The 22,401-nt window shown below is 68.3% G+C and carries 19 protein-coding genes; 5 read left to right on the forward strand and 14 right to left on the reverse strand.

The features are described from left to right. Positions 1-181 precede the first annotated feature (181 nt). The 4 genes from L3N39_RS06815 to L3N39_RS06830 all read left to right on the forward strand — a co-directional run bounded on the left by L3N39_RS06815 (position 182) and on the right by L3N39_RS06830 (position 4,203). Positions 182-1,354 (forward strand): pyridoxal phosphate-dependent aminotransferase, encoded by a 1,173-nt coding sequence (locus tag L3N39_RS06815; RefSeq protein WP_237256514.1) that lies wholly within the window; start codon positions 182-184, stop codon positions 1,352-1,354. After that, positions 1,354-2,061, forward strand: a complete 708-nt coding sequence (gene sfsA, locus L3N39_RS06820; protein ID WP_237256515.1) for a DNA/RNA nuclease SfsA — start codon at positions 1,354-1,356, stop codon at positions 2,059-2,061. The genes L3N39_RS06815 and sfsA overlap by 1 nt, the downstream gene beginning before the upstream one ends. A 236-nt stretch (positions 2,062-2,297) precedes the next feature. After that, positions 2,298-3,212, forward strand: a complete 915-nt coding sequence (rfbD, locus tag L3N39_RS06825) for a dTDP-4-dehydrorhamnose reductase (protein ID WP_237256516.1) — start codon at positions 2,298-2,300, stop codon at positions 3,210-3,212. Between the two features lie 91 nt (positions 3,213-3,303). Continuing rightward, a complete protein-coding gene (locus L3N39_RS06830; protein ID WP_237256517.1) occupies positions 3,304-4,203 on the forward strand; it encodes an AEC family transporter in 900 nt (299 codons plus the stop codon). A 170-nt stretch (positions 4,204-4,373) separates the two neighbouring features. Here L3N39_RS06830 and L3N39_RS06835 read toward each other — a convergent pair whose 3' ends face one another. Both L3N39_RS06835 and L3N39_RS06840 read right to left on the reverse strand, forming a co-directional pair. After that, the gene (locus tag L3N39_RS06835) at positions 4,374-5,099 is read right to left on the reverse strand and encodes a VC0807 family protein (protein WP_237256518.1); all 726 of its coding nucleotides are present in this window, start codon (positions 5,097-5,099) and stop codon (positions 4,374-4,376) included. Between the two features lie 79 nt (positions 5,100-5,178). Continuing rightward, on the reverse strand, positions 5,179-6,120 hold the full coding sequence (locus L3N39_RS06840; protein ID WP_237256519.1) for a lysylphosphatidylglycerol synthase transmembrane domain-containing protein: 942 nt from the start codon (positions 6,118-6,120) through the stop codon (positions 5,179-5,181). A 223-nt stretch (positions 6,121-6,343) separates the two neighbouring features. Between L3N39_RS06840 and L3N39_RS06845 the strand changes: the two genes are divergently transcribed. After that, complete coding sequence (locus L3N39_RS06845) at positions 6,344-7,588, forward strand: cytochrome P450 (protein WP_237256520.1); 1,245 nt, start codon at positions 6,344-6,346, stop codon at positions 7,586-7,588. Positions 7,589-7,666: 78 nt separating this feature from the next. Here L3N39_RS06845 and L3N39_RS06850 read toward each other — a convergent pair whose 3' ends face one another. The 12 genes from L3N39_RS06850 to L3N39_RS06905 form a co-directional block, all read right to left on the reverse strand. Beyond that, complete coding sequence (locus tag L3N39_RS06850) at positions 7,667-10,396, reverse strand: hybrid sensor histidine kinase/response regulator (protein WP_250646485.1); 2,730 nt, start codon at positions 10,394-10,396, stop codon at positions 7,667-7,669. A gap of 144 nt (positions 10,397-10,540) precedes the next feature. Beyond that, on the reverse strand, positions 10,541-11,833 hold the full coding sequence (purD, locus tag L3N39_RS06855; protein WP_237256522.1) for a phosphoribosylamine--glycine ligase: 1,293 nt from the start codon (positions 11,831-11,833) through the stop codon (positions 10,541-10,543). A gap of 218 nt (positions 11,834-12,051) precedes the next feature. Further along, positions 12,052-13,656: a bifunctional phosphoribosylaminoimidazolecarboxamide formyltransferase/IMP cyclohydrolase gene (gene purH, locus L3N39_RS06860; protein WP_237256523.1), complete on the reverse strand. Its 1,605-nt coding sequence runs from the start codon at positions 13,654-13,656 to the stop codon at positions 12,052-12,054. Between the two features lie 90 nt (positions 13,657-13,746). Then, a complete protein-coding gene (gene fis, locus L3N39_RS06865; RefSeq protein ID WP_237256524.1) occupies positions 13,747-14,067 on the reverse strand; it encodes a DNA-binding transcriptional regulator Fis in 321 nt (106 codons plus the stop codon). Further along, entirely contained in the window at positions 14,064-15,077 is a 1,014-nt protein-coding gene (dusB, locus tag L3N39_RS06870) for a tRNA dihydrouridine synthase DusB (RefSeq protein WP_237256525.1), read from the reverse strand. The genes fis and dusB overlap by 4 nt, the downstream gene beginning before the upstream one ends. Before the next feature lie 165 nt (positions 15,078-15,242). Further along, a complete protein-coding gene (locus L3N39_RS06875; protein ID WP_237256526.1) occupies positions 15,243-16,469 on the reverse strand; it encodes a DUF3426 domain-containing protein in 1,227 nt (408 codons plus the stop codon). A gap of 78 nt (positions 16,470-16,547) precedes the next feature. Then, positions 16,548-17,426 (reverse strand): 50S ribosomal protein L11 methyltransferase, encoded by an 879-nt coding sequence (gene prmA, locus L3N39_RS06880; protein WP_237256529.1) that lies wholly within the window; start codon positions 17,424-17,426, stop codon positions 16,548-16,550. A gap of 263 nt (positions 17,427-17,689) precedes the next feature. Continuing rightward, a complete protein-coding gene (gene accC / locus L3N39_RS06885; protein ID WP_237256531.1) occupies positions 17,690-19,039 on the reverse strand; it encodes an acetyl-CoA carboxylase biotin carboxylase subunit in 1,350 nt (449 codons plus the stop codon). 17 nt (positions 19,040-19,056) lie between these two features. Beyond that, positions 19,057-19,515: an acetyl-CoA carboxylase biotin carboxyl carrier protein gene (gene accB / locus L3N39_RS06890; RefSeq protein WP_237256533.1), complete on the reverse strand. Its 459-nt coding sequence runs from the start codon at positions 19,513-19,515 to the stop codon at positions 19,057-19,059. A gap of 73 nt (positions 19,516-19,588) precedes the next feature. Next, entirely contained in the window at positions 19,589-20,032 is a 444-nt protein-coding gene (aroQ, locus tag L3N39_RS06895; RefSeq protein WP_237256535.1) for a type II 3-dehydroquinate dehydratase, read from the reverse strand. A gap of 148 nt (positions 20,033-20,180) precedes the next feature. Further along, positions 20,181-21,947 (reverse strand): protein-disulfide reductase DsbD, encoded by a 1,767-nt coding sequence (locus L3N39_RS06900; RefSeq protein ID WP_237256538.1) that lies wholly within the window; start codon positions 21,945-21,947, stop codon positions 20,181-20,183. A 61-nt stretch (positions 21,948-22,008) separates the two neighbouring features. Beyond that, on the reverse strand, positions 22,009-22,344 hold the full coding sequence (locus tag L3N39_RS06905) for a Rieske (2Fe-2S) protein (RefSeq protein ID WP_237256540.1): 336 nt from the start codon (positions 22,342-22,344) through the stop codon (positions 22,009-22,011). Between the last annotated feature and the right edge of the window lie 57 nt (positions 22,345-22,401).

Here is a 22,401-nt window from a genome sequence, read left to right on the forward strand (position 1 = left end):
AACGCCTCTCGCTATGTCCATTGCGCAGATGATGTGTCCCCGCCGGCTCGTGCCGGCCCTGCGGCTGCAAGCGGGCGAACTTACCAGATCGGCTCGGGGTGCGCTACTCCCGAAGCGATGTGTCTTCTGGCGTGACGGGGCCTTGGGTAGAATCCTCGTTTTGACCGCTCAGGTGGGCCCGATGACCGCGTCTTTCAGCGCACGCAGCCGTGCGATCGAACCCTTCCATGTCATGGCGCTGTTGGACCGGGCCAACCAGCTGCAGGTTCAGGGCCATGATGTCATCCATCTGGAGATCGGCGAGCCGGACTTCACCACCGCCGCGCCCATCGTCGCTGCCGGGCAGGCTGCGCTGGCCGCCGGGCACACTCGCTACACCGCTGCCCGCGGGTTGCCGCAACTGCGCGAGGCGATCGCCACCTTTTATAGCCAGCGCTACCGTCTGACCATAGACCCCGAACGCATCCTTATTACTCCCGGTGGCTCCGGTGCGCTGCTGCTGGCCAGCAGCCTGCTGGTCGATCCGGGACGCCACTGGCTGCTGGCCGACCCGGGCTACCCGTGCAACCGGCACTTCCTGCGCCTGGTCGAGGGCGCGGCGCAACTGGTGCCGGTCGGGCCGGAGAGCCAGTATCAGCTGACGCCGGAGCTGGTGGCGCGGCACTGGGACCAGGCCAGCGTCGGCGCGCTGGTAGCCTCGCCGGCCAACCCCACCGGCACCCTGTTGGAGCGGGCGCAGCTGGCCGCACTGTCCGCGGCGCTGAAGGAGCGCGGCGGGCATCTGGTGGTGGACGAGATCTACCACGGCCTGACCTACGGCGTGGACGCGGCCAGCGTGCTGGAGGTCGACGACCAGGCCTTCGTGCTCAACAGTTTCTCCAAGTACTTCGGCATGACCGGCTGGCGGCTCGGCTGGCTGGTGGCGCCGGCAGCCGCCGTGGCGGAGCTGGAAAAGCTCGCGCAGAACCTCTACATCAGCGCGCCGAGCATGGCCCAGCATGCCGCGCTGGCCTGCTTCGAGGCGCCGACACTGGAGATTCTCGAGGCGCGTCGCGCCGAGTTCCGCAAGCGTCGCGACTTCCTCCTGCCGGCGCTGCGCGAGCTGGGCTTCGGCATCGCTGTCGAGCCGCAGGGCGCCTTCTACCTGTACGCCGACATCAGCGCCTTCGGCGGCGACGCCTACCGCTTCTGCCAGCACATGCTGGAGACCGAGTTTGTCGCCATCACCCCGGGGCTGGATTTCGGCCGGCACCAGGCCGGCCACCATGTGCGGTTTGCCTATACCCAGGCGTTGCCGGTGCTCGAGCAGGCCGTCGCGCGCATCGCCCGCGGCCTGCAGAGCTGGCGGCCCTGATGCGTTTCGCACAGCCCCTGGAAGCGGCCCGGCTGGTGCGCCGCTACAAGCGCTTTCTCGCCGACGTGGTGACCGAGCAGGGCGAGCCGCTGTGCATCCACTGCCCCAATACCGGCTCGATGCTCAACTGCATGGCCGAGGGTGCGCGGGTCTGGTTCGCCCGCAACGACGATCCCAGGCGCAAGCTGCCCGGTACCTGGGAGCTGGTGGAGACGCCGCAGGGTCGCCTGGCCTGCATCAACACCGCGCGGGCCAACCGGCTGGTGGAGGAAGCGCTGCTCGACGGCGTCATCGCCGAGCTGGACGGCTTCACCCGACTGCGCCGCGAAGTCGCCTACGGACAGGAGAACAGCCGGGTGGACTTCTGCCTGAGCTATCCGGGCAGCGAGGTGCATGTCGAGGTGAAGAGCGTGACCCTGGGCTTTGCCGACGATGCGGTGGCGGCCTTTCCCGATGCGGTGACCAGCCGTGGTGCGCGGCACCTGCGCGAACTGGCCGCGCTGGCGCGTAGCGGGCAGCGGGCGGTGCTGCTGTATTGCGTGAACCTGTCTGGAGTCGAGGGCGTGCGCCCGGCGCGCGAGATCGATCCGCTGTATGCTGCCGCGCTGCAGGATGCCATGGCCGCCGGCGTCGAGGTGCTCGCCTACGCGGCCGAGCTTTCTGCCGAGGAGATTCGCCTGGCGCGGCGGATACCGGTACTGCCGTGAACGGGGCGACGAAAGTTGTAGCTGAATGATACGGCTGCGGAACAAACGCGTTTTTTTTGGGCCTCAAGGTCGCTGTGCTCATGGGCGAGCGGCCCTGGCGCGAGGCGTCGGCGCCGATCGGCGCGTCTGAGGGCAGTCAGCTCCGGCTGGAGCTGGTTCAAGCGGCCGCCACAGAAGGCGGCCAGGATTATCCAGAACGCCACCCGTGGTGGGGCGTTTCGACGAGGCAACAAACGATGCGGATTCTCGTGTGTGGCGCGAATGGCCAGGTCGGTCGCGAACTGGTCGAGCGGGCTGCGAACTTTGGCCTGACGGCGATAGGAAGAGACCGGCAGCAGCTCGATATCACCCGCTCCGAGCAGATCGAACGAGATCTTCAGCAGTTCCAGCCGCAGATGATCATCAATGCGGCAGCCTATACCCATGTCGACAATGCCGAGAAGGACGAGCAGCAGGCCTATGCGATCAATCGCGACGGGCCGCGCAACCTGGCGGCGGCCGCGGCGCGGGCTGGCGTACCGCTGCTGCATCTGTCCACCGACTATGTGTTCTGCGGCGAGGGCGACCGGCCCTGCCGCGAGGATGATCACACTGCGCCCACCGGCGTCTACGGTGCCAGCAAGCTGGCGGGCGAGCAGGCCATCGCCGAGCAGCTGCCCGAACACCTGATCCTGCGCACCAGCTGGGTCTACGGCCTGCACGGGCACAACTTCGTCAAGACCATGCTGCGCCTGGGCGCCGAGCGCGACAGCCTGGGCGTGGTGAGCGACCAGGTCGGCGGCCCCACCGAGGCCGGCAATATCGCCGGCGTGCTGCTCTGGCTGGCGCGCCACTATGCCCGCGAGGGTTCGCTGGCCTGGGGGCTCTACCACTACAGCGGCGCACCGGCGTGCAGCTGGTACGACTTCGCCGAGGAAATCTTCCGCCAGGCCGAGGCGCTCGGCCTGCTTGCCCGCCGGCCGCAGGTCAGGCCGATCGCCACCAGCGACTACCCGACGCCGGCGCGCCGGCCGGCCTGGTCGGTGCTCGACTGCAGCCGCCTGCACGCGCAGTACGGCATCAGCCAGCGCGACTGGCGCCGTGATCTGGCCGACGTGCTGGAGCGTCTGGCGCGCCACGAGCAACCGGCGGCGCGGGCCTCGCTGGCCTGAGCGACGCAATCCGGGGGTGCAGGGGCCGCTCTGGGCCGATATTCTTGAGGCTTTTCGCCAGCCCGGCGACTAGCCTCGGGAGTGTCGTTGCATGGTAGCGGTTCAGGCGATTGCGCCGATCTTTGCGCTGATTGCGCTCGGGCTTGTGCTGGGCCGGCGCCAGTGGCTGACCGAGCAGGGGGCGGCCGGACTGGCGGCGCTGACCTTCAAGCTGTTCATGCCGGCGGTGCTGTTCAACGGCATCGCCCGCGCCGAGCTCAGCCAGGGCATGTCGCCGATGCTGCTGCTGGCCTATTTCGCGCCGGTCCTGCTGGTGTTCTTCACGGTCAACCTGGTGGTGCACCGGCTGCGTGGCCGACCCTCGGCGCTGGGCCTGGCGGCGGCCTATTCGAACAACGTGCTGGTCGGCATCCCGCTGGTGAGCACGCTGCTGGGCAGCGAAAGCCTGGTCTACGTGTTCGCCATCCTGGTGTTCCACAGCCTGATCCTGTTCTCGCTGCAGAGCTTCTACGTGGCGCTGGGTTCGGGCGAGCGCGTCAGTCTGCCGGCACTGGCCAAGAACCTGGCCAACCCGCTGATCGTCGGGTTGCTGGCCGGGGCGCTGCTCAACCTGTCCGGGCTCGAGCTGCCCGAGCCGTTCTGGCGGCTGGCCGGCTGGCTGGCCCAGGCGGCGCTGCCCTGTGCGCTGCTGGTGCTGGGCCTGAGCCTGGCGCGCTACCGCCTGCGTCCCAGTGGCACGGCGGTGCTGCTGACGGCGATCAAGCTCGGCCTGTTCCCGGCGCTGGTCTGGTGGCTGGCGGGCTGGCTGCCGGGGCTCGGCCACGAGGCGCGCAGCGTGCTGGTGCTGCTCGCCGCCTGCCCGAGCGGGGTGAACGTGCTGGCCTTCGTGCGCGATGCCGACGACACCCGCCCGGTCGGCTCGGCGGTGTTCCTCTCCACCCTGGTGGCGGCGATCAGCCTGCCGCTGTGGATGCTGTCGCTCTCCGGCTGAGGCAACCGACGAACGTCGCCGGCCCCTGCGCTGTCCACCGAATGACGATAACGGAGGAGGAACATCCCATGCTGAAGTTCATCGGTGGTACCGCGGGCATCATTTTCATCATTGGCCTGATCGTGGTGATCGGGCTGTTCAAGCTGGTGTTCTAGTGGCGCTTGCGCCCCTCACTTGCGTGCGCTGCGCTCGTGGGGGGCGTGCATGATCTCGTCCAGCGACAGCCCGGTCAGGTCATGGATGGTGCGCCAGAGGTAGTAGAGGATGGCCATCATCATCAGCATGCTGGGGATGGCGATCATCGGGTAGCTGAGCAGGGTCATGCGCCCCAGCTCGGCGTTGAACGCCTCGGTGCCGGCCGGGCTGTGCACGATCCACTTGGCCAGCACGTAGTTCATCACCGACGAGAAGAAGAAGGTGCCGCTCAGCCAATAGGTGGCGCGCTGCAGGCGTCGCTCGAAGGAGGCGGTCAGGCCCTTGTGCTCGAGTTGCTCGTGGACCTTGTCGACGTTGATCACCTTGGGGTTGTAGAGCATGGTGCGGATCAGCGGGTAGCGCGTGCGCGTGGACAGCAGCACGGCGATGCCGATCATCCCGGGCACGGCGGCTTCCTTGATCGCCAGCCACTGGGTATCGAGCTGCAGCAGGCCGATGCCGCCGGTCAGCAGCACGCTGACCAGGCCGAGCAGGGCGATCCAGTTGAACTTGCGATAGCGGACCAGCTCCCACAGCCCCCAGCCAAGCGGGAAGGCCAGCGCCAGCACCAGCGCGCCGTTGGCGCCGAGGCGCTGTTCGCCGCTGAGCTTCATCAGGATGAGCGAGGGAATGACGATGCTGACCGCCATGTCGATCAGCGGGCGGGGCTGGTGTTCGGTCTGCAGCTGGGTATCGGTCATGTCGGTTGGATCGCGTTCGGGGGCGTCATGATCGCCTGAGTGGCGCTCGCCTGCCAGCGCCGGCTGGCGTTATTGCGCATCAGCTTCGCTGCTTCCGGCGTTCGGCCCATTGTCCGGTCTCGAACCCCAGCACGATGAAGATCGCCAGGGCGAAGGGCAGCAGCAGGTACAGCGCGCGGAAGACGATCAGCGCGGCCAGCACGTCGGCGGTGTCCAGCTCCGGCAGCGCGGCGAGGAAGGTCACCTCCAGCACGCCCAGCCCGCCCGGTGCGTGGGACAGCAGCGCCAGGGAAAAGGAGGCGAGGAACACGCCAAGCACCGTCAGGTAGCCGGGGTTCTGTTCCGGCGGCAGGGCGAAGTAGATGATCGCCGCGGCGCAGAGCAGTTCGAGCGGGCCGGCCAGCAGCTGGCGCGCGACGATGCGCAGGCGCGGGTACTCGATGTGCCACTTGCCGAACTTCCACGGCTGGAACTGGCGCCACGAGCCGAGCACGTAGAGCGCCACCAGCCCCAGCAGCAGCGAGCCCAGGCCGACGGTGACCCAGGGGTCGATCTCGACCATGCGGTCGAGCACCGACGGCTTGAGGACCAGCACCGCGCCGCCGGCCAGCAGCGTGCCGAGGCCGAAGGTCAGCGAGCAGAACACGATCAGGATGCCGATCTCCTGCGGCGTCAGCCCCTTGCTGCGGTAGGCGCGGTAGCGCACCACCGCGCCGGAGAACACCGAGGCGCCGATGTTGTGGGCCAGGGCGTAGGTGGTGAACGAACACAGGGTGATGAACCACCAGGAGATGCGCTTGCCCAGGTGCAGCATGGCGATGCGGTCGTACCAGGCCAGCGCGCAGTAGGCGCCAAGCGTGGCCAGCGCCGCCGCGATCCAGTGGCCGCTGGCGATGGCCAGGAGGCTGTCGGTCAGCTCGGCGAGAGAGATGTTGCGAACCTCTTCGTACAGCAGATAGCCGGACAGCAGCACCGCCACGAGCCCGATCAGGGTCCAGGCGATATCGCTTCGTCTCGTCATCGATCGGGCTCCTCGCTGCGGCGGGGGCAGGTAGCTGGATTGGGCACGGTGTGCGGCAGGGCGCAAAGCATGCACTGCCGCACGGGATTCGGCCAGTACTGCCTTAATCGGCAGCGGCAGGCCGGATTTGTTCAGTGTCGTGCACGCCTGTCATGTCGTGGCAGCACTCGGTGCACTGCCGTACCGCGGTGTGGTCAGCATGGGAAAGCCTGGATGTGTACCGATGAGCGAGATTCCACACGACGACAGCATCGAAGGTTCGCTGGCCCTGCTCAGGGAGGGTAATGGCTTTATCCGTAACCGCTGCCGGCGGCTGGGCAGCGACGTCTTCGCGGTGCGCCTGCTGCTGCAGGACACCCTGTGCATCAGCGGCGAGGAGGCGGCGCGGTTGTTCTACGACGAGGAGCGGTTCGAGCGCGCCGGGGCTGCGCCGCGGCTGCTGCAGAGGACCCTGTTTGGCAAGGGGGGCGTGCAGGGGCTCGATGGCCCGGCCCATCGCCAGCGCAAGCAGCTGTTTCTCGACCTGCTGGGCCCCGAGCGGCTCTGGCAGCTGGTGGCGCTGTTCGAGGAGCGCTGGCGGGCGGCCATGCCGCGCTGGACGGCGTCCGGCACGATCGAGCTGTTGCCGGCCGTCGAGCAGGTGCTCACCGACAGCGTATGCGCCTGGGCCGGCATCGCGCTCGGCCCCGGCGAACTGGAGCGGCGCTGCGCGCAGTTGGTCGCGCTGTTCGACGGGGCCGGCGGTATTGGTCCGCGACATTGGCAGGCGCGCCGAGCGCGCCGCGAGGCCGAGGCCTGGGCTGCCGCGTTGCTCGACCAGGCGCGGCGCGGGTTCGCCCCTGCCGATTCTCCGCTGGCCTGGGTCGCCGGCCATCGCGAGCTGGACGGCACGCAACTGCCGCTGCATACGGCCGCGGTCGAACTGCTCAACCTGCTGCGCCCGACGGTCGCGGTGGCGCGCTTCGTGGTGTTCGCCGCGCTGGAACTGGAGCGTCACCCGCAATGGCGGGAGCGCCTGCATGACGATCGCCTGTGCGAAGCCTTTGCCCAGGAGGTTCGCCGGCTGCACGCATTCTTCCCGTTCACCGCGGCGCGGGTGCGCATGACGTTCCACTGGCAGGGCTACCGCTTCGCCAAGGGCACGCGCGTGTTGCTGGATCTGTACGGCACCAACCGTGATCCGCGGACCTGGCACGAGGCGGAGGCGTTCCGCCCCGAACGCTTCGTCGACTGCCGGCCGGGGCCCTATCGCCTCGTCACTCAGGGTGGCGGCGACGCGGCGCAGGGCCATCGCTGTCCGGGCGAGCGCCCGGCGATCGAGTTGCTCAAGGCGGCGCTGCGCCTGCTGACCCGCGGGATGCAGTACCGCTTGCCCGAGCAGGATCTGCGCATCGACGAGACGCGCATGCCCTCGCGGCCGGCCAGCGGGCTGCTCATCAGCGATATCGTCGCGCATGCTGAGGGTTAGCGTCGGTGCGCCGGTCGGTGTGGGCCGGGGATCGAGTGCTCGGCGAGGCGTGGGGCCGCAGTCGGCCGCCTGGCAGGCTCAGGATGGCGGGCGCGCCGCCTTGACCTGGACCCAGTGCTCGACCTGATCGCGCAGCTGCGAGAGTTCGACGGGCTTGGCCATGTGTGCATCCATCCCGGCCTCGCGCGCACGGTCCCGGTGTTCGCTGAGGATGTGCGCGGTCAGCGCCACCACGGGCGTGTGCGGGCGACCTTCGCGGGCTTCCCATTCACGCAGGCGGCGGGTCGCCTCGAAGCCGTCCATGACCGGCATTTCGCAGTCCATCAGCACCAGGTCGTAGGGCTGCGCCATGATCGCCAGCAGCGCCTGCTCGCCGTTGCTGGCGGTATCGGGATCGAGCTTCAGCTTGTTGAGCATGCCGCGGATGACCTTGGTCGAGATGCCGTTGTCCTCGGCCACCAGGATGCGGAAGTCCTGCGGTACCTGCGCCGGCAGAGCCGCGGCCGGTGGCGGCGTGCGCTCCTCGCGCTGACGCAGCGCCAGCTCCTCGGCCAGCGTCGTGCGCAGCGTGTAGCCGGCCACCGGCTTGGCCAGGATGCGCTTGATGCCGGCGTTGCGCGCCTCGACCTTGGTCGGCGCACTGCTCATGCCGGTAAGCATGACCAGCAGGATGTCGTGGGTCAGGCTGTAGTCTTCGCGAATCTTGCTGGCCAGCTGGATACCGCTCATGCCGGGCATGTCCTGATCGAGCAGCACGGCATCGAAATAGTCGCCGAGCAGGGCGCGGGTACGCAGCAACGCCAGCGCCTCGCGACCCGAGCCGACGGCACTGACCTCCATGCCCCAGCTGCCGCACTGCTGCACGAGCACCTTGCGGCAGGTCTCGTTGTCGTCCACCACCAGCAGCCGCGCGCCGTGCAGCGAGCGCTCCAGTTCCGGGCTCGCCGGCGGCAGGCCCTCGTGCGGCAGCGGCAGGACGAGCCAGACGGTGTTGCCGTGCTCGTCGCTGTGTATGCCCAGGTCGCCGCCCATCAGCTGCATCAGCTGGCGGGCGATGACCAGGCCCAGGCGCCCGCCGTGGGACGAGGCCGCCAGCGGGTCCTGGCCGTCGCTGCCGGGGTTGAGCAGCGAGTCGCGCTCGTGCCGCTGCAGCGGCTTGCCGTGGTCCTGCATGCTGATGCGCAGCCGCGGCTGGCCGGCCGCAGTCTCGACCACCGCGCTGAGCAGCAGGTCGCCGCCCTCGTTGTGCTTGAAGGCGTTGTCCAAGAGGTTGAGCAGTGCCTGGCGCAGGCGCCCCGGGTCGCCGCTGATGATCTGCGGCAGTTGCGGCTGGATGTCGCTGACCAGCTCGACGTGCTGCTGCTCGGCCTTCGGTCGGAAGATGCTCAGGCAGTCCTCGATCAGGGCACTGACGTCGAACTGCACGTCTTCCAGTTCGATGTGGCCGCTCTCCAGGCGGGAAATGTCGAGGATCTTGTTGATCAGGTTGAGCAGCTCGTTGCCGGAGCTATGGATGGTCTGCACGTAGTCGCGCTGCTTGGCCGACAGCGAGGTGCCGAGCAGCAGTTCGCTCATGCCGAGCACACCGTTCATCGGCGTGCGGATTTCATGGCTGACCCGGGCCAGGAAGTCGGCCTTGGTGCGCAGCTCGGCGCTGAGCACCGCCTGCGCGGTGTGCTGCGTGCGGCTGTCGGCCAGCGACAGGCGCTGGCGCTCGAGCAGGGCGAAGCTCATCAGCAGGCCCGCGACCAGCGCCGAGCTGAACAGCCCGCCGGTGAGCAGGCCCGGGCGGAACTGCTCGAGCCCCAGCAGCGCCGGGACGAAGAACAGGTAGGCACCGCCGAACAGCAGCAGGCCGGCGACCAGCAGGCGCGCCGGGCGATAGCCGGCACGCCAGTGCCAGGCGGCCACGATGAGGCAGGCCAGGATCACCAGCGCGACCGTCAGGTAGACCAGCCAGGTGTTCCACAGCCAGGGCCCGAGCATGATGGCCCCGGCCAGCGCCAGGCAAAGGTTGAACAGCAGGCCCAGCAGCCAGTTGCACCAGGGCCGGCGGCGCGGCTGGAAGAAGGCGAGGGTCAGGCCCAGCAGGGCGAGGCAGCCGACCAGGGTCGAGGCATCGGCGATCAGCGGCTGGCTGTACACCAGGCGCGGGGCCCAGGTCGCCAGCAGGCCGAGGTTGGCGATCGCGCAGGCGAGCATCGCGCCGAGCACCCCGGCCAGCCAGATGTGGCTGTAGCTGAAGGTGTAGGCGAAGCGCAGCAGGTTGTAGACCATCAGCAGGGCGATGGCGCCGAACAGCGCGCCGAACAGGTAGGCCGGATTGGCCTGCTGCACCAGCCCGGCTTGGTCGATCAGGCTGAACCAGGCCATCATCGGATGGCTCGACTGCAGGCGGATATAGGCCGTGCGGGCCTGGCCATCGTCGGGGACGGCGAATAGGTAGGCGCGGTCGGGCAGTGGGCGCGAAGCGAGCGGGCGCAGTTCGCCGGTGGCGACGTGCCGCTCCAGCGTACTGTCGCGCAGCAGGTAGAAGTCCACGTACTGCATGCGCGGTGCATACAGCCTTAACCAGTGCGGTGTCGCCGCAGGCGGCAGCTTGATCTGCAGCCAGACGGCCTGGTCGCTCGCCGGGGCGCTGAAGGCGAGCTTGTCCAGGCGCTGGAACAGTGGGCGTTGGGCGACGACTTCTTCGAAGGTCAGGCGCACCGAGCGATCGATGAGCAGGCGCCAGCTCTGGCCGTCGTCGACGGCGGGCTCGAGTGACGGTGCGGAAAGCGCGTCATGGCCCGTCAGCAAGCCGAACATCAACGCGATGACAATCCAGAGCCGTCGCACGACCGAAGTCCCTTCACGAGTGTGACGGCGGATTATAGCCACGCCGCTGCCGGGCTGAAATCGCGCGATGGCGCCCCGGCAGCGCCATCGCCGGGTTTTGCGAAGAACGCCCGGTCAGTGCCCGGAGCGCTCCCGCTCGATGGCGCGGTAGCCGATGTCCTTGCGGTAGAACATGCCGTTCCAGCGGATCTTCTCCGCCAGCCGGTAGGCCTGCTGCTGGGCATCCTCCACGCTGCGGCCGATGGCCGTGGCGCAGAGCACTCGCCCACCGGCGGTCACCGCGCGGCCCTCGGCGTCGAGTGCGGTACCGGCATGGAAGACCTTGCCGTCCAGCTGTGCCGCTTCGTCCAGGCCCTCGATCACATCGCCCTTGGCGTAGTCGCCCGGGTAGCCGCCGGCCGCCAGCACCACGCCGAGGGTGGGACGCGGGTCCCAGGTCGCCTCGACCTTGTTCAACGCCTTGGCCAGCGCGGCCTCGACCAGCAGCACCAGCGAGGACTCCAGGCGGCACATGATCGGCTGGGTCTCCGGGTCGCCGAAGCGGCAGTTGAACTCGATGACCTTGGGCGCGCCGCTCTTGTCGATCATCAGGCCGGCGTAGAGGAAGCCGGTGTAGACGTTGCCCTCGGCCGCCATGCCGCGCACGGTCGGGTAGATGATCTCGTCCATCACCCGCTGGTGCACCGCGGGGGTGACCACCGGGGCCGGCGAGTAGGCGCCCATGCCGCCGGTGTTCGGGCCGCTGTCGCCGTCGCCGACGCGCTTGTGGTCCTGGCTGGTGGCCATCGGCAGCACGTGCTCGCCGTCGACCATGACGATGAAGCTGGCCTCTTCGCCATCGAGGAATTCCTCGATCACCACGCGCGCGCCGGCGTCGCCGAAGGCGTTGCCGGAGAGCATGTCGCGCACCGCTGCCTCGGCTTCGGCCAGGGTCATGGCGACGATCACGCCCTTGCCGGCGGCCAGGCCGTCGGCCTTGATCACGATGGGGGCGCCCTGCTCGCGCAGGTAGGCCAGCGCCGGCTCGACCTCGGTGAAGTTCCGGTAGGCCGCGGTGGGAATCGCGTGGCGGGCGAGGAAGTCCTTGGTGAAGGCCTTGGAGCCCTCCAGCTGGGCGGCAGCGGCGGTGGGGCCGAAGATCGACAGGCCGCGCGAGCGGAACAGGTCGACCACGCCCTTCACCAGCGGCGCCTCGGGGCCGACGATGGTCAGCTGCACGTTGGCGGAGGCGAAGTCGGCCAGCTGCTCGATGGCCAGCACGTCGATGGCGACGTTCTCGCACTTGGCTTCCAGCGCGGTGCCGGCGTTGCCCGGTGCGACGAAGACCTTCTCGACCCGCGCATCCTGCGCGACCTTCCAGGCCAGGGCGTGCTCGCGGCCACCGCTGCCGATGATCAGTACGTTCATTGCTGTCTCCTAGAGAGGGAGGCAAGGGCCGTTGGCCCATTCGGTGGAAAACGCTGCGCGGTTTCCCACCCTACGAAAAAGGCGACTGGGTGCGAGGTCGCAATGGAGCCGGTAGATGCAAGGCGCCCCGGGCTTCGACTGGCGCAGTTGCCTGTTGGCAATGGGCATTGGCGAAGTCCGGGGCAACGCAGCAGGTGCTGGCTACAGTGCGGCCGGAATCAATGCCTGAAGTGGCGCATGCCGGTGAACACCATGGCGATATTCGCCTCGTCGGCCGCAGCGATCACTTCCTCGTCGCGCATCGAGCCACCCGGCTGGATCACTGCGGTGATACCGGCCTTGGCGGCGTTGTCGATGCCGTCGCGGAAGGGGAAGAAGGCGTCGGAGGCCATCACCGCGCCGGCGACCTGCAGGCCGGCGTGCTCGGCCTTGATCGCGGCGATGCGTGCGGAGTTGACGCGGCTCATCTGGCCGGCGCCGACGCCGACGGTCTGGCGGTTCTTGGCGTAGACGATGGCGTTGGACTTGACGAACTTGGCCACCTTCCAGGCGAAGATCAGGTCATGGATCTCCTGCTCGGTGGGGGCGCGCTTGGTCACCAGCTTGAGGTCGGCCTCGCCGATCATCGCGATATCGCGGCTCTGTACCAGCAGGCCGCCGTTGACCCGCTTGAAGTCCCAGCCCGGGGCGCGCTCGGCCGGCCACTGGCCGCACTCGAGCAGGCGCACGTTGGCCTTGGCGGCCACCACTTCGCGGGCCCCGGCCGAAACGCTGGGCGCGATGATCACCTCGACGAACTGCCGCTCGACGATGGCGCGCGCGGTCTCGGCGTCCAGCTCGCGGTTGAAGGCGATGATGCCGCCGAAGGCCGACTCGCTGTCGGTGGCGTAGGCCAGGTCGTAGGCCTTGCGGATGCCGCCTTCGTCTTCCGGCACCACGGCGACGCCGCAGGGGTTGGCGTGCTTGACGATCACGCAGGCCGGCTTGACGAAGCTCTTCACGCATTCCAGCGCAGCGTCGGTATCGGCCACGTTGTTGAACGACAGTTCCTTGCCCTGCAGCTGGCGCGCGGTGGCCACGCAGGCCTCGTCGGCATGCTCGACGTAGAAGGCGGCGATCTGGTGCGGGTTCTCGCCGTAGCGCATGTCCTGCGCCTTGACGAACTGGGTGGTGAAGGTGCGGGGCAGCTGGCTGCGGTTCTCGGTCGAGAGGGTCGCCGCGGCCTGGTCGATGGTGCCCAGGTAGTTGGCGATCATGCCGTCATAGGCGGCGGTGTGCTCGAACGCCTTGAGCGCCAGGTCGAAGCGCTGGGCGTAGGTCAGGCCGCCGCTTTTCAGGCTGTCGACCACCGCGGTGTAGTCGGAGGCGTTGACCACGATGGCGACGTCCTTGTGGTTCTTCGCCGCGCTACGGACCATGGTCGGGCCGCCGATGTCGATGTTCTCGATCGCATCCGGCAGGGTGCAGCCCGGCTTGGCGACGGTCGCGGCGAACGGATAGAGGTTGACCGCCACCAGGTCGATGGGCGCGATGCCGTGCTCGGCCATCACCGCGCCGTCGAGGTCGCGGCGGCCGAGGATGCCGCCGTGGATCTTCGGATGCAGCGTCTTCACGCGGCCGTCCATCATCTCCGGGAAGCCGGTGTAGTCGGCCACTTCCACTGCGTCCACGCCGTTTTCGCGCAGCAGCTTGAAGGTGCCGCCGGTGGAGAGGATCTCGACACCCAGCGCGCTGAGTTCACGGGCGAAGTCGACGACGCCGGTCTTGTCGGAAACGCTGATCAGCGCGCGGCGAACGGGTAGGCGGGTGGTTTGGTCGGTCATAGCGATTCCATCAGGGTTTTAGCTGCAGGCTACACGCCGCAAGCCATGACAACGGCCTCGATTCGAGGCGTGTGGCTTGCAGCTTGTGGCCTAAAGAAGGTCGTACTGCTTGAGTTTCTTGCGCAGGGTGCCGCGGTTCAGTCCGAGCAGCTCGGAGGCCTTGGTCTGGTTGCCCTTGACGTAGTTCATCACGGTTTCCAGCAGCGGCGCCTCGACCTCGGAAAGCACCAGGTTGTACACGTCCGTGACGTCGGCCCCCTCGAGGCGGGCGAAGTAGTTGTGCAGCGCGATCTCGACGCTGCCGCGCAGGGTCTGGCCTGCATCGCTCGGCGTACTCAGATGCTGCTTAAGGTTCAGGTTGTCGCTCACGGATGTTGTTCCAGTTACCAAGGTTTCGTTCAACAGCGTCATGCGGCTTCCCCCTGTCCATCTTCCGCTGCCGGCTCCGCGCTTCGCGCGGCGAAGAAGGCCTCGATGGCGAGCCGCTGCGCCAGCCGGTCGTCCAGGCAGTTGAACCGGGCACGAAACTCGCGAGCGCCCGGCAAGGATTCGAGATACCAGCTGACGTGCTTGCGGGCGATGCGGCTGCCCATCACGTCGCCGTAGAAAGCGTGCAGGGCATCGAGGTGTTCTAGCAGAACGCTCTGCATTTCCTCGAGGCCGATCGTCGGCAGCAGCGTACCGCTGTCGAGAAAGTGATTGATTTCACGAAAGATCCACGGCCGACCCTGGGCGGCGCGGCCGATCAGCAGGCCGTCGGCGCCGGTCTGGGCCAGCACCGCGCGGGCCTTGTGCGGCGAGTCGATGTCGCCGTTGGCGAACACCGGGATGCCGACCGCGCGCTTGATCGCGGCGATGGTGTCGTATTCGGCTTCGCCGGTGTAGAGGTCGGCGCGGGTGCGCCCGTGCACGGCCAAGGCGGCGATACCGGATTGCTCGGCGATGCGCGCCACGTTCAGGCCGTTGCGGTTGTCGCGGTCCCAGCCGGTGCGGATCTTCAGGGTGACCGGCACCTCGACCGCGCCTACCACGGCCTCGAGGATCTGCGCGACCAGTGCCTCGTCACGCATCAGCGCCGAGCCGGCGGCCTTGTTGCAGACCTTCTTGGCCGGGCAGCCCATGTTGATGTCGATGATCTGCGCACCCATGTCCACGTTGCGCCGCGCCGCCTCGGCGAGCATCTGCGGGTCGCCGCCGGCGATCTGCACCGAACGCGGCTCCGGTTCGCCGGCGTGCTGCAGGCGCAGGCGCGACTTGCGGCTGTTCCACAGGCGTACGTCGCTGGTGAGCATCTCGGATACCACCATGCCGGCGCCGAAGCGCCGGCACAGGCGGCGGAACGGCTGATCGGTCACGCCGGCCATGGGCGCGAGAATCAGACGATTCGGTAAGGTGTAGGGGCCGATGCGTACCGCTGACATGAAGATTCCCTGCCTGGAGCCTGCTTGTTAGGTCGATCGGGGACTGCAAAAAAGGGTGGGCATGATACCCGCTCCGGATGACGGGTAAAAGGTTGACTTGAACAAATTCTGAGCAGCTGCGGGCTTATCGCCAGAAGTTGTTTCAGGCGCCCTGGCGCCGGTTTTCTATTCCGGAGACTGGAAGCTGAGGCTGTAATTCACGGCCTTGGCGCCGGGGTCGAGGATGTCCAGGGCGATGTGGATCGGCACCTGCGGCGGCATCTCGGTCTGCCCGGCCAGTTCGCCGGCCAGGTACTCGCCCGGCTTGAAGCTGCGACTGGCGACCAGCTTGCCGGCCAGGTCGGCGAAGCGCAGTTCGAGCAGCGGGAAGGGCTGGGAGAAGGCAGCGCGGTTGTAGAGGATGGCGTCGACCACCAGCGCACCCTCGAACTCCGGATGGCTGCGCACCACCAGGTTGCTGCTGCGGATCTGGCTGATGTCCACCCGCGACGGCAGCTCGCAGCCCAGCGTGGGGCAGAGCTGCTCGAACCACGGGCGGTAGCGGTCCTGGCGGGCCAGTTCGTCGAAGTTGTACGCCAGGTACTGGGCGACCAGGCCGCCGGCGGCCAGCAGGTTGAGCAGGCCCCAGCCCAGCCAGCGCCCCCACGGCTTGCGCCGTTCGCGCCAGTCCAGTTGCAGCGGTTCGTCTTCGAGCTCGAACAGGCCGTTGCCGGGCAGCTCCGGATCCTGGCGCGGAGGGGTGGTGAGGGGCGCCCCGGTGCGGTCGTCCGCTGCAGCGCTGAGCGCCGGCTCGATGCGCGGGCTGCGCGGCGCCGGCGTCTCGGCCGGTTGCGGCGGGGCGTCCTGCGGACGGGTCAGCGGTGGCGGGGGCGTTGCACTGAGCGGGTCGACCTGCACCAGGTCACCCGACGCCAGCTGCGCCGCCAGCGACTGGCGGGGCGTCGCGGAGGGCTCGCGCTCGCCTTCGAGCAGAGCCTCGGCCCAGGCTTCGTCGTCGCCGGGCCCGGTGGCCGGCCCGGCCGGTGGCGTGGCACGGCGCGCCAGGGTTTCGTAGTCCTGGGCCAGCGCACGCTCCTGGGCCTCGAGCTTGGCCAGTTCCTCGTCGAGGTCGAGGCTGTCCAGGTCGAGGTCGTCATGGATCCATAGCGGCTCGGTCGGTTGCGCGGCGGGGGCTGGCGCCGCCGCGGCCTGGCTGGCTGCTGGCGCGGGTGCGTGCGCCGTTGCGGGCAACGGCGCGACGGGCGCCGCAGGATCCCGGGTCAGCGCGCGTGCGGCATTGAACACCTCGAGGCAGGCGCCACAGCGCACCATGCCGCGTGCGGCGGTCAGCTGGCTGCTGCCGACGCGAAAGCTGGTGCTGCAATGGGGGCATCGGGTGATGAAGCTGGTCATGCGCGATTCCGCAGGGAAATGCCGGCTAGTCTAGCGCAAGGGGCGGCCGCTTCGTCAGCCACTCCTTGCCTGGTCGGGCTAGCGTTTGACGCCGCTGATGCGCACCCAGCCGTCCTTCTCGGCGGTGGGGGCGAGATCGAAGGCATCGGCGTAGGCGGCACGCACGTCCTCGGCCTGTTCGGCGAGGATGCCGGACAGCGCCAGGCGGCCGCCCGGCTTGACCAGCGCGGTGATGGTCGGCGCCAACTGCACCAGCGGGCCGGCGAGGATGTTGGCGACCACCACCTCGACCGCCTGCTGCGGCAGGTCGGCCGGCAGGTAGACCGGGAACGCCTCGGCCGGCAGGCCGTTGCGCCCGGCGTTATCGCGCGAGGCGTCCAGCGCCTGCGGGTCGATGTCGGTACCCAGCGCCGACTCGGCGCCGAGCAGCAGTGCAGCGATGCCGAGGATCCCCGAGCCGCAGCCGAAGTCGAGCACCCGGCAGCCGGCCAGGTCCTGGCCGTCCAGCCACTCCAGGCACAGCGCGGTGGTCGGGTGGGTGCCGGTGCCGAACGCCAGGCCGGGGTCGAGCAGCAGGTTGACCGCTCCGGGATCGGGCGCCTGATGCCAGCTCGGCACGATCCACAGGCGGCGGCCGAAGCGCATCGGCTGGAAGTTGTCCATCCAGCTGCGTTCCCAGTCCTGATCCTCGATGCGCTCGACCTGGTGCTCGGGCAGCTCGCCGCCACGCAGCAGTTGCAGGTGTGCGAGCACCGCGTCGGCGTCGGTGCCGTCCTCGAACAGGGCGAGCAGGTGGGTGTGGGTCCACAGCGGCGTGGTGCCGAGGTCCGGCTCGAAGATCGGCTGGTCCTCGGCGTCCATGAAGGTCACCGAGACGGCGCCCAGCTCCAGCAACTGGTCCTCCAGCATGCCGGCCTGGTCGGGGGTGATAGCGAGTCGGACTTGCAGCCAGGGCATGGGTGGAACCTCTTCAGCGGGCAGGGTTGCGAATGGCCGGCAAGCTTACTGGAGGGCGCAAGGCGCGGCCAGCCTAGGGCTGCCGTGCCGCGCAAATGCGGCTGTCTCCGGTGCGCATGGCGCCACTGTTCGGCGATCCGGGCCGGTTGGCCGGGCGGCGGCTGGCGTAGGCTGCGGCGAGCACACCGGGACGTTTGCGCCTCTGCCGGAAACGACAGAGGCCGCCCGAAGGCGGCCTCTGCGTGCAGCACCAGGCTTGTGGCTCAGTGCTTGTCCATACCCAGTTTCTTTTCCAGGTAGTGGATGTTGACGCCGCCCTTGCAGAAGCCTGCATCGCGGGTCAGCTCGCGGTGCAGCGGGGCGTTGGTCTTGATGCCGTCGACGATCAGCTCGTCCAGGGCATTGCGCATGCGGCCCATGGCCTCGTCGCGGCTGCCACCGAAGGTGATCAGCTTGGCGATCAGCGAGTCGTAGTTCGGCGGAACCGCATAGCCGTCGTACAGGTGCGAATCGACGCGTACGCCATTGCCGCCGGGGGCGTGGAAGTGCTTGACCTTGCCCGGGCTCGGCATGAAGGTGCGCGGGTCCTCGGCGTTGATCCGGCACTCGATGGCATGGCCGCGGATCACCACGTCTTCCTGCTTGATCGACAGCTTCTGGCCGCCGCCGATCAGCAGCATTTCCTTGACGATGTCCACGCCGGTGACCATTTCGGTGACCGGGTGCTCGACCTGGACGCGGGTGTTCATCTCGATGAAGTAGAAGTTGCCGTCTTCATAGAGGAACTCGAAGGTGCCGGCGCCGCGGTAGCCGATGTCGAGGCAGGCCTGCACGCAATGGGCCTGGACCTTGCGGCGAGCCTCTTCGTCGATCAGTGGCGCAGGAGCTTCCTCGATCACCTTCTGGTGGCGGCGCTGCAGCGAGCAGTCGCGGTCGCCCAGGTGGATGGCGTTGCCCTGGCCGTCGGCAAGTACCTGGATCTCCACGTGACGCGGATTGACCAGAAACTTCTCGAGGTAAACCATCGGGTTACCGAAGGCAGCGCCCGCTTCGTTACGGGTGAGCTTGGCCGAGGCGATCAGGTCCTCTTCCTTGTGCACCACGCGCATGCCGCGACCACCGCCGCCGCCTGCGGCCTTGATGATCACCGGATAGCCCACTTCGCGGGCGATCTTCAGCGCTTCTTCCTCGTCTTCCGGCAGTGGGCCGTCGGAGCCCGGCACCGTCGGTACGCCGGCCTTCTTCATCGCATCCTTGGCCGAGACCTTGTCGCCCATCAGGCGAATGACGTCGGCGGTCGGGCCGATGAAGGTGAAGCCGGACTTTTCCACCTGTTCGGCGAAGTCGGCGTTCTCGGCAAGGAAGCCGTAGCCGGGGTGGATGCCGTCGGCGCCGGTCACTTCGGCGGCCGCGATGATGGCCGGAATGCTCAGGTAGGATTTGGCGGAGGCCGCCGGGCCGATGCACACCGACTCGTCGGCCAGCGAGACGTGCATCAGATCACGGTCGGCGGTGGAGTACACCGCGACGGTCTTGATGCCCAGCTCCTTGCAGGCGCGCAGTACGCGCAGCGCAATTTCGCCGCGGTTGGCGATCAGTACTTTTTCCAACATCGTTGGCTCCCGGCGGTTCAAACGATGGTGAACAGCGGCTGATCGAACTCAACCGGATGGCCATTTTCCACCAGGACGGATTCGATGGTGCCGCTGGTCTCGGCCTCGATGTGGTTCATCATCTTCATGGCTTCGACGATGCAGAGGATGTCGCCCTTCTTGACGGTCTGGCCGACATCGACGAACGGCTTGGCGTCCGGCGAGGAGGCGCGGTAGAAGGTACCGACCATCGGCGAGCGGACCACGGTGCCGTTGAGCTTGGGAGCGGCCGGGGCGGCGTCGGCCGGAGCGGCGGCTGCCGGGGCCGGGGCGGCTACCGGCGCGGCCGGTGCCTGGGCGTAGATCGGCTGCTGGACGGCCATCTGCTTGCTGTGGCGGCTGATGCGCACCGATTCTTCACCTTCGTGAATTTCCAGCTCGTCGATACCCGACTCTTCCAGCAGTTCGATCAGTTTTTTGACTTTGCGAATATCCATGAAGCATTGACTCCCAGGCTTAAAGTTCAGAGGGCATTGCGTTCACTACCGTGAGGCCGTGCGCTGCGCAGCGTCACGCGGTAGCGATGTGTTCCAGGGCCGCGTCCAGGGCCAGGCGGTAGCCGCTGGCGCCGAGGCCGCAGATCACTCCCACCGCTACGTCGGAAAAATAGGAGTGATGGCGGAAGGGTTCCCGTTTGTGCACGTTGGACAGGTGCACTTCGATGAATGGGATGCTCACCGCAAGCAGCGCGTCACGCAATGCGACGCTGGTATGGGTGAAAGCGGCAGGGTTGATGAGGATGAAGTCCACCCCTTCGCTGCGTGCGGCATGAATGCGCTCGATCAATTCGTACTCGGCATTCGATTGCAGGTGCAGCAGATGGTGGCCGGCCGCGCGGGCGCGCTGCTCGAGGTCCTGGTTGATCTGGGCCAGGGTCACGGCGCCGTAGACGCCGGGTTCGCGGGTGCCGAGCAGGTTGAGGTTCGGGCCGTGGAGGACCAGGAAAGTGGCCATGGCGGTTCCTTGTTCTTTTCGTTGGCGGGACGCGCGGCGCGGCGGCATCCGGAAAAGGCCAAGACTATGCCCGAACGTCGTGCTGACTGTCCAGTCATGAGGCGATCGCGGTAAATGCCCGCAATATGTCCGTAGTTAGCCGCTCAAATCACAGCGCGCCGGCGGCGTCGTCGAGCTTGCCGGCGAAGGCCCTGGCATCGACTTCGCCGACCACCCGCGCGGCGTCGATTTCCTTGCCCTGGCGATCGAAGAACAGCACCGCCGGCGGGCCGAACAGGCGATAGCGGTCGAGCAGCGCGCGCTGGGCGGCGTTGCTCTCGGTGATATCGAAACGCACCAGGCGGTACTCGCTCAGGCGCGGCGCGATCCCGGCGTCGCGGAACACCTCGCGCTCGATGACCTTGCAACTGATGCACCAGTCGGCGTACCAGTCCAGCAGCAGCGGCTGGCCGGCCTGCTTCGCCGCCAGGAACTGCTGCTGCAGCTGCGCCGGTGTCGACACCGTCTGCCATTGCTCGCTGTCGCTCGCGATCGCCCCGGCCAGCGGCCGCGACAGCGGGCGCAGCGGGTCATCGGCGCCCTGCAGTGCGCCGATCCAGGCGCTGAGGGCGTACACCAGCAGGCCAAGGCCGGCCAGTTGGGCCAGCTTGCGCGGCGTGCTCTTGGGCACGAACTCCAAGGCACCGAGGAAGATCGCCGTGCCGGCGGCCAGCGTGCCCCACAGCGCCAGGGCCAGCGGGCCGGGCAGGATGCGCTCGAGCATCCAGACCGCCACTGCCAGCAGCAACACGCCGAAGGCGTTGCGCACCTGGACCATCCAGGCGCCGCCTTTGGGCAGCAGGGCGCTGCCGCCGGTGGCGAACAGCACCAGCGGCGAGCCCATGCCCAGGCCGAGGGCGAACAGCTTCAAGCCGCCGCCCAGGGCGTCGCCGCTGGCGCTGATGTAGAGCAGCGCACCGGCCAGGGGCGCCGAGACGCAAGGCGAGACGAGCAGGCTGGATACCGTGCCGAGCAGCGCGGCGCCGGCGATCGATCCGCCGCGCGCGCGGTTGGCGAGGCGATCGAGCCGGCTGCTGAGTGCCTGTGGCAGGCGCAGGTCGAACAGGCCGAACATGGCCAGGGCGAAGACCACGAAGAACAGCGCGAAAGGCACCAGCACCCAGGGCGACTGCAGGCGGGCCTGCAGGTTGAGTTCGGCGCCGAACTGCCCCATCAGGGCGCCGAGCACGGCGAAGCCCGCGGCCATCGGCAGCACGTAGGCCAGCGACAGTACCAGGCTGCGGCCGGTACTGGTCTGCCCGCGCAGCACCACGCCGGACAGGATCGGCAGCATCGGCAGCACGCAGGGGGTGAAGGTCAGGCCGAGGCCGGCGAGGAAGAACAGCGCGATCGAGCGCAAGGAAACGCTTTCGCCGCCGGTCGCCGCGTCGTCGCCCGGGGCGCCGGATGTGACAGGCGCATCGCCGATGGCCAGCGTCTCGGTCTCCGGTGGGTAGCACAGGCCCTTGTCGGCACAGCCCTGGTAGGTCACGCGCAGGCTGAACGGAAGGTCGTCCGGGTTGCTGACCGGCAACTCGACGTCGAGCACGCCGTAGTAGACCTCGACCTCGCCGAAGTAGTCGTCGGTCTTCTGTTCGCCGGCCGGCAGCTGCGCCTCGCCGAGGCTGACCCCGCTGGTCGCGGTATTGAACTGGAAGCGGTGGCGGTAGAGGTAGTAGCCGGGGGCGGCGACGAAGCGCAGCTTCAGCTGGGTTGGCGTGCTCTGCACCAGGCTCAGCCGGAAGGCCTCGCGCACCGGCAGGAAGTCGCCGCTGTTGTTCAGCGTGCCAAGCGCGGCGGGCTGCCGGTCGAACAGGCCGGCCTGGGCCGTCGGCAGCAGGAGCAGTGCGAAAAGCAGGATCAGCACGGGGCGCATGGTCGGTCTACCTGAAGCATTGGCCGGCATGATACCGGAGCCGGGCGGGCACTGCCCGCGGTCAGTCGTCATCCTCGGTCGGTGCGGCCAGGGCGATCCAGCCATCCGCTTCCTGGTGCGGCAGGGCGCGCAGGGACCGGCCTTCGCAGGGGCCGGCGACGCAGAGGCCGGTCTCGATGAGAAACAGCGCGCCGTGGCTGGCGCACTGCAGCAGGCTGCCGCTTTCGTCGAGGAAACGATCGGGCTGCCATTCCAGCGGCAGGCCGCGATGCGGGCAGCGGTTCTCGTAGAGATGGACCTGGCCGTTGCGGCGGATCGCCACGACCTGCAGCCCGTCGAGCTGGAAACCGCGGCTCTGGCCTTCGGCGAGCGCACTGCTGGGGCAAAGGGGAGTCATCGAAGCATCCGGAGCGAAAGCCGGCATTATCCTCGCTGCGGGTGTGGCTGCAAGCGT

Origin of the sequence: Pseudomonas oligotrophica (assembly GCF_021726475.1) — a bacterium.
GTDB lineage: Bacteria > Pseudomonadota > Gammaproteobacteria > Pseudomonadales > Pseudomonadaceae > Stutzerimonas > Stutzerimonas oligotrophica.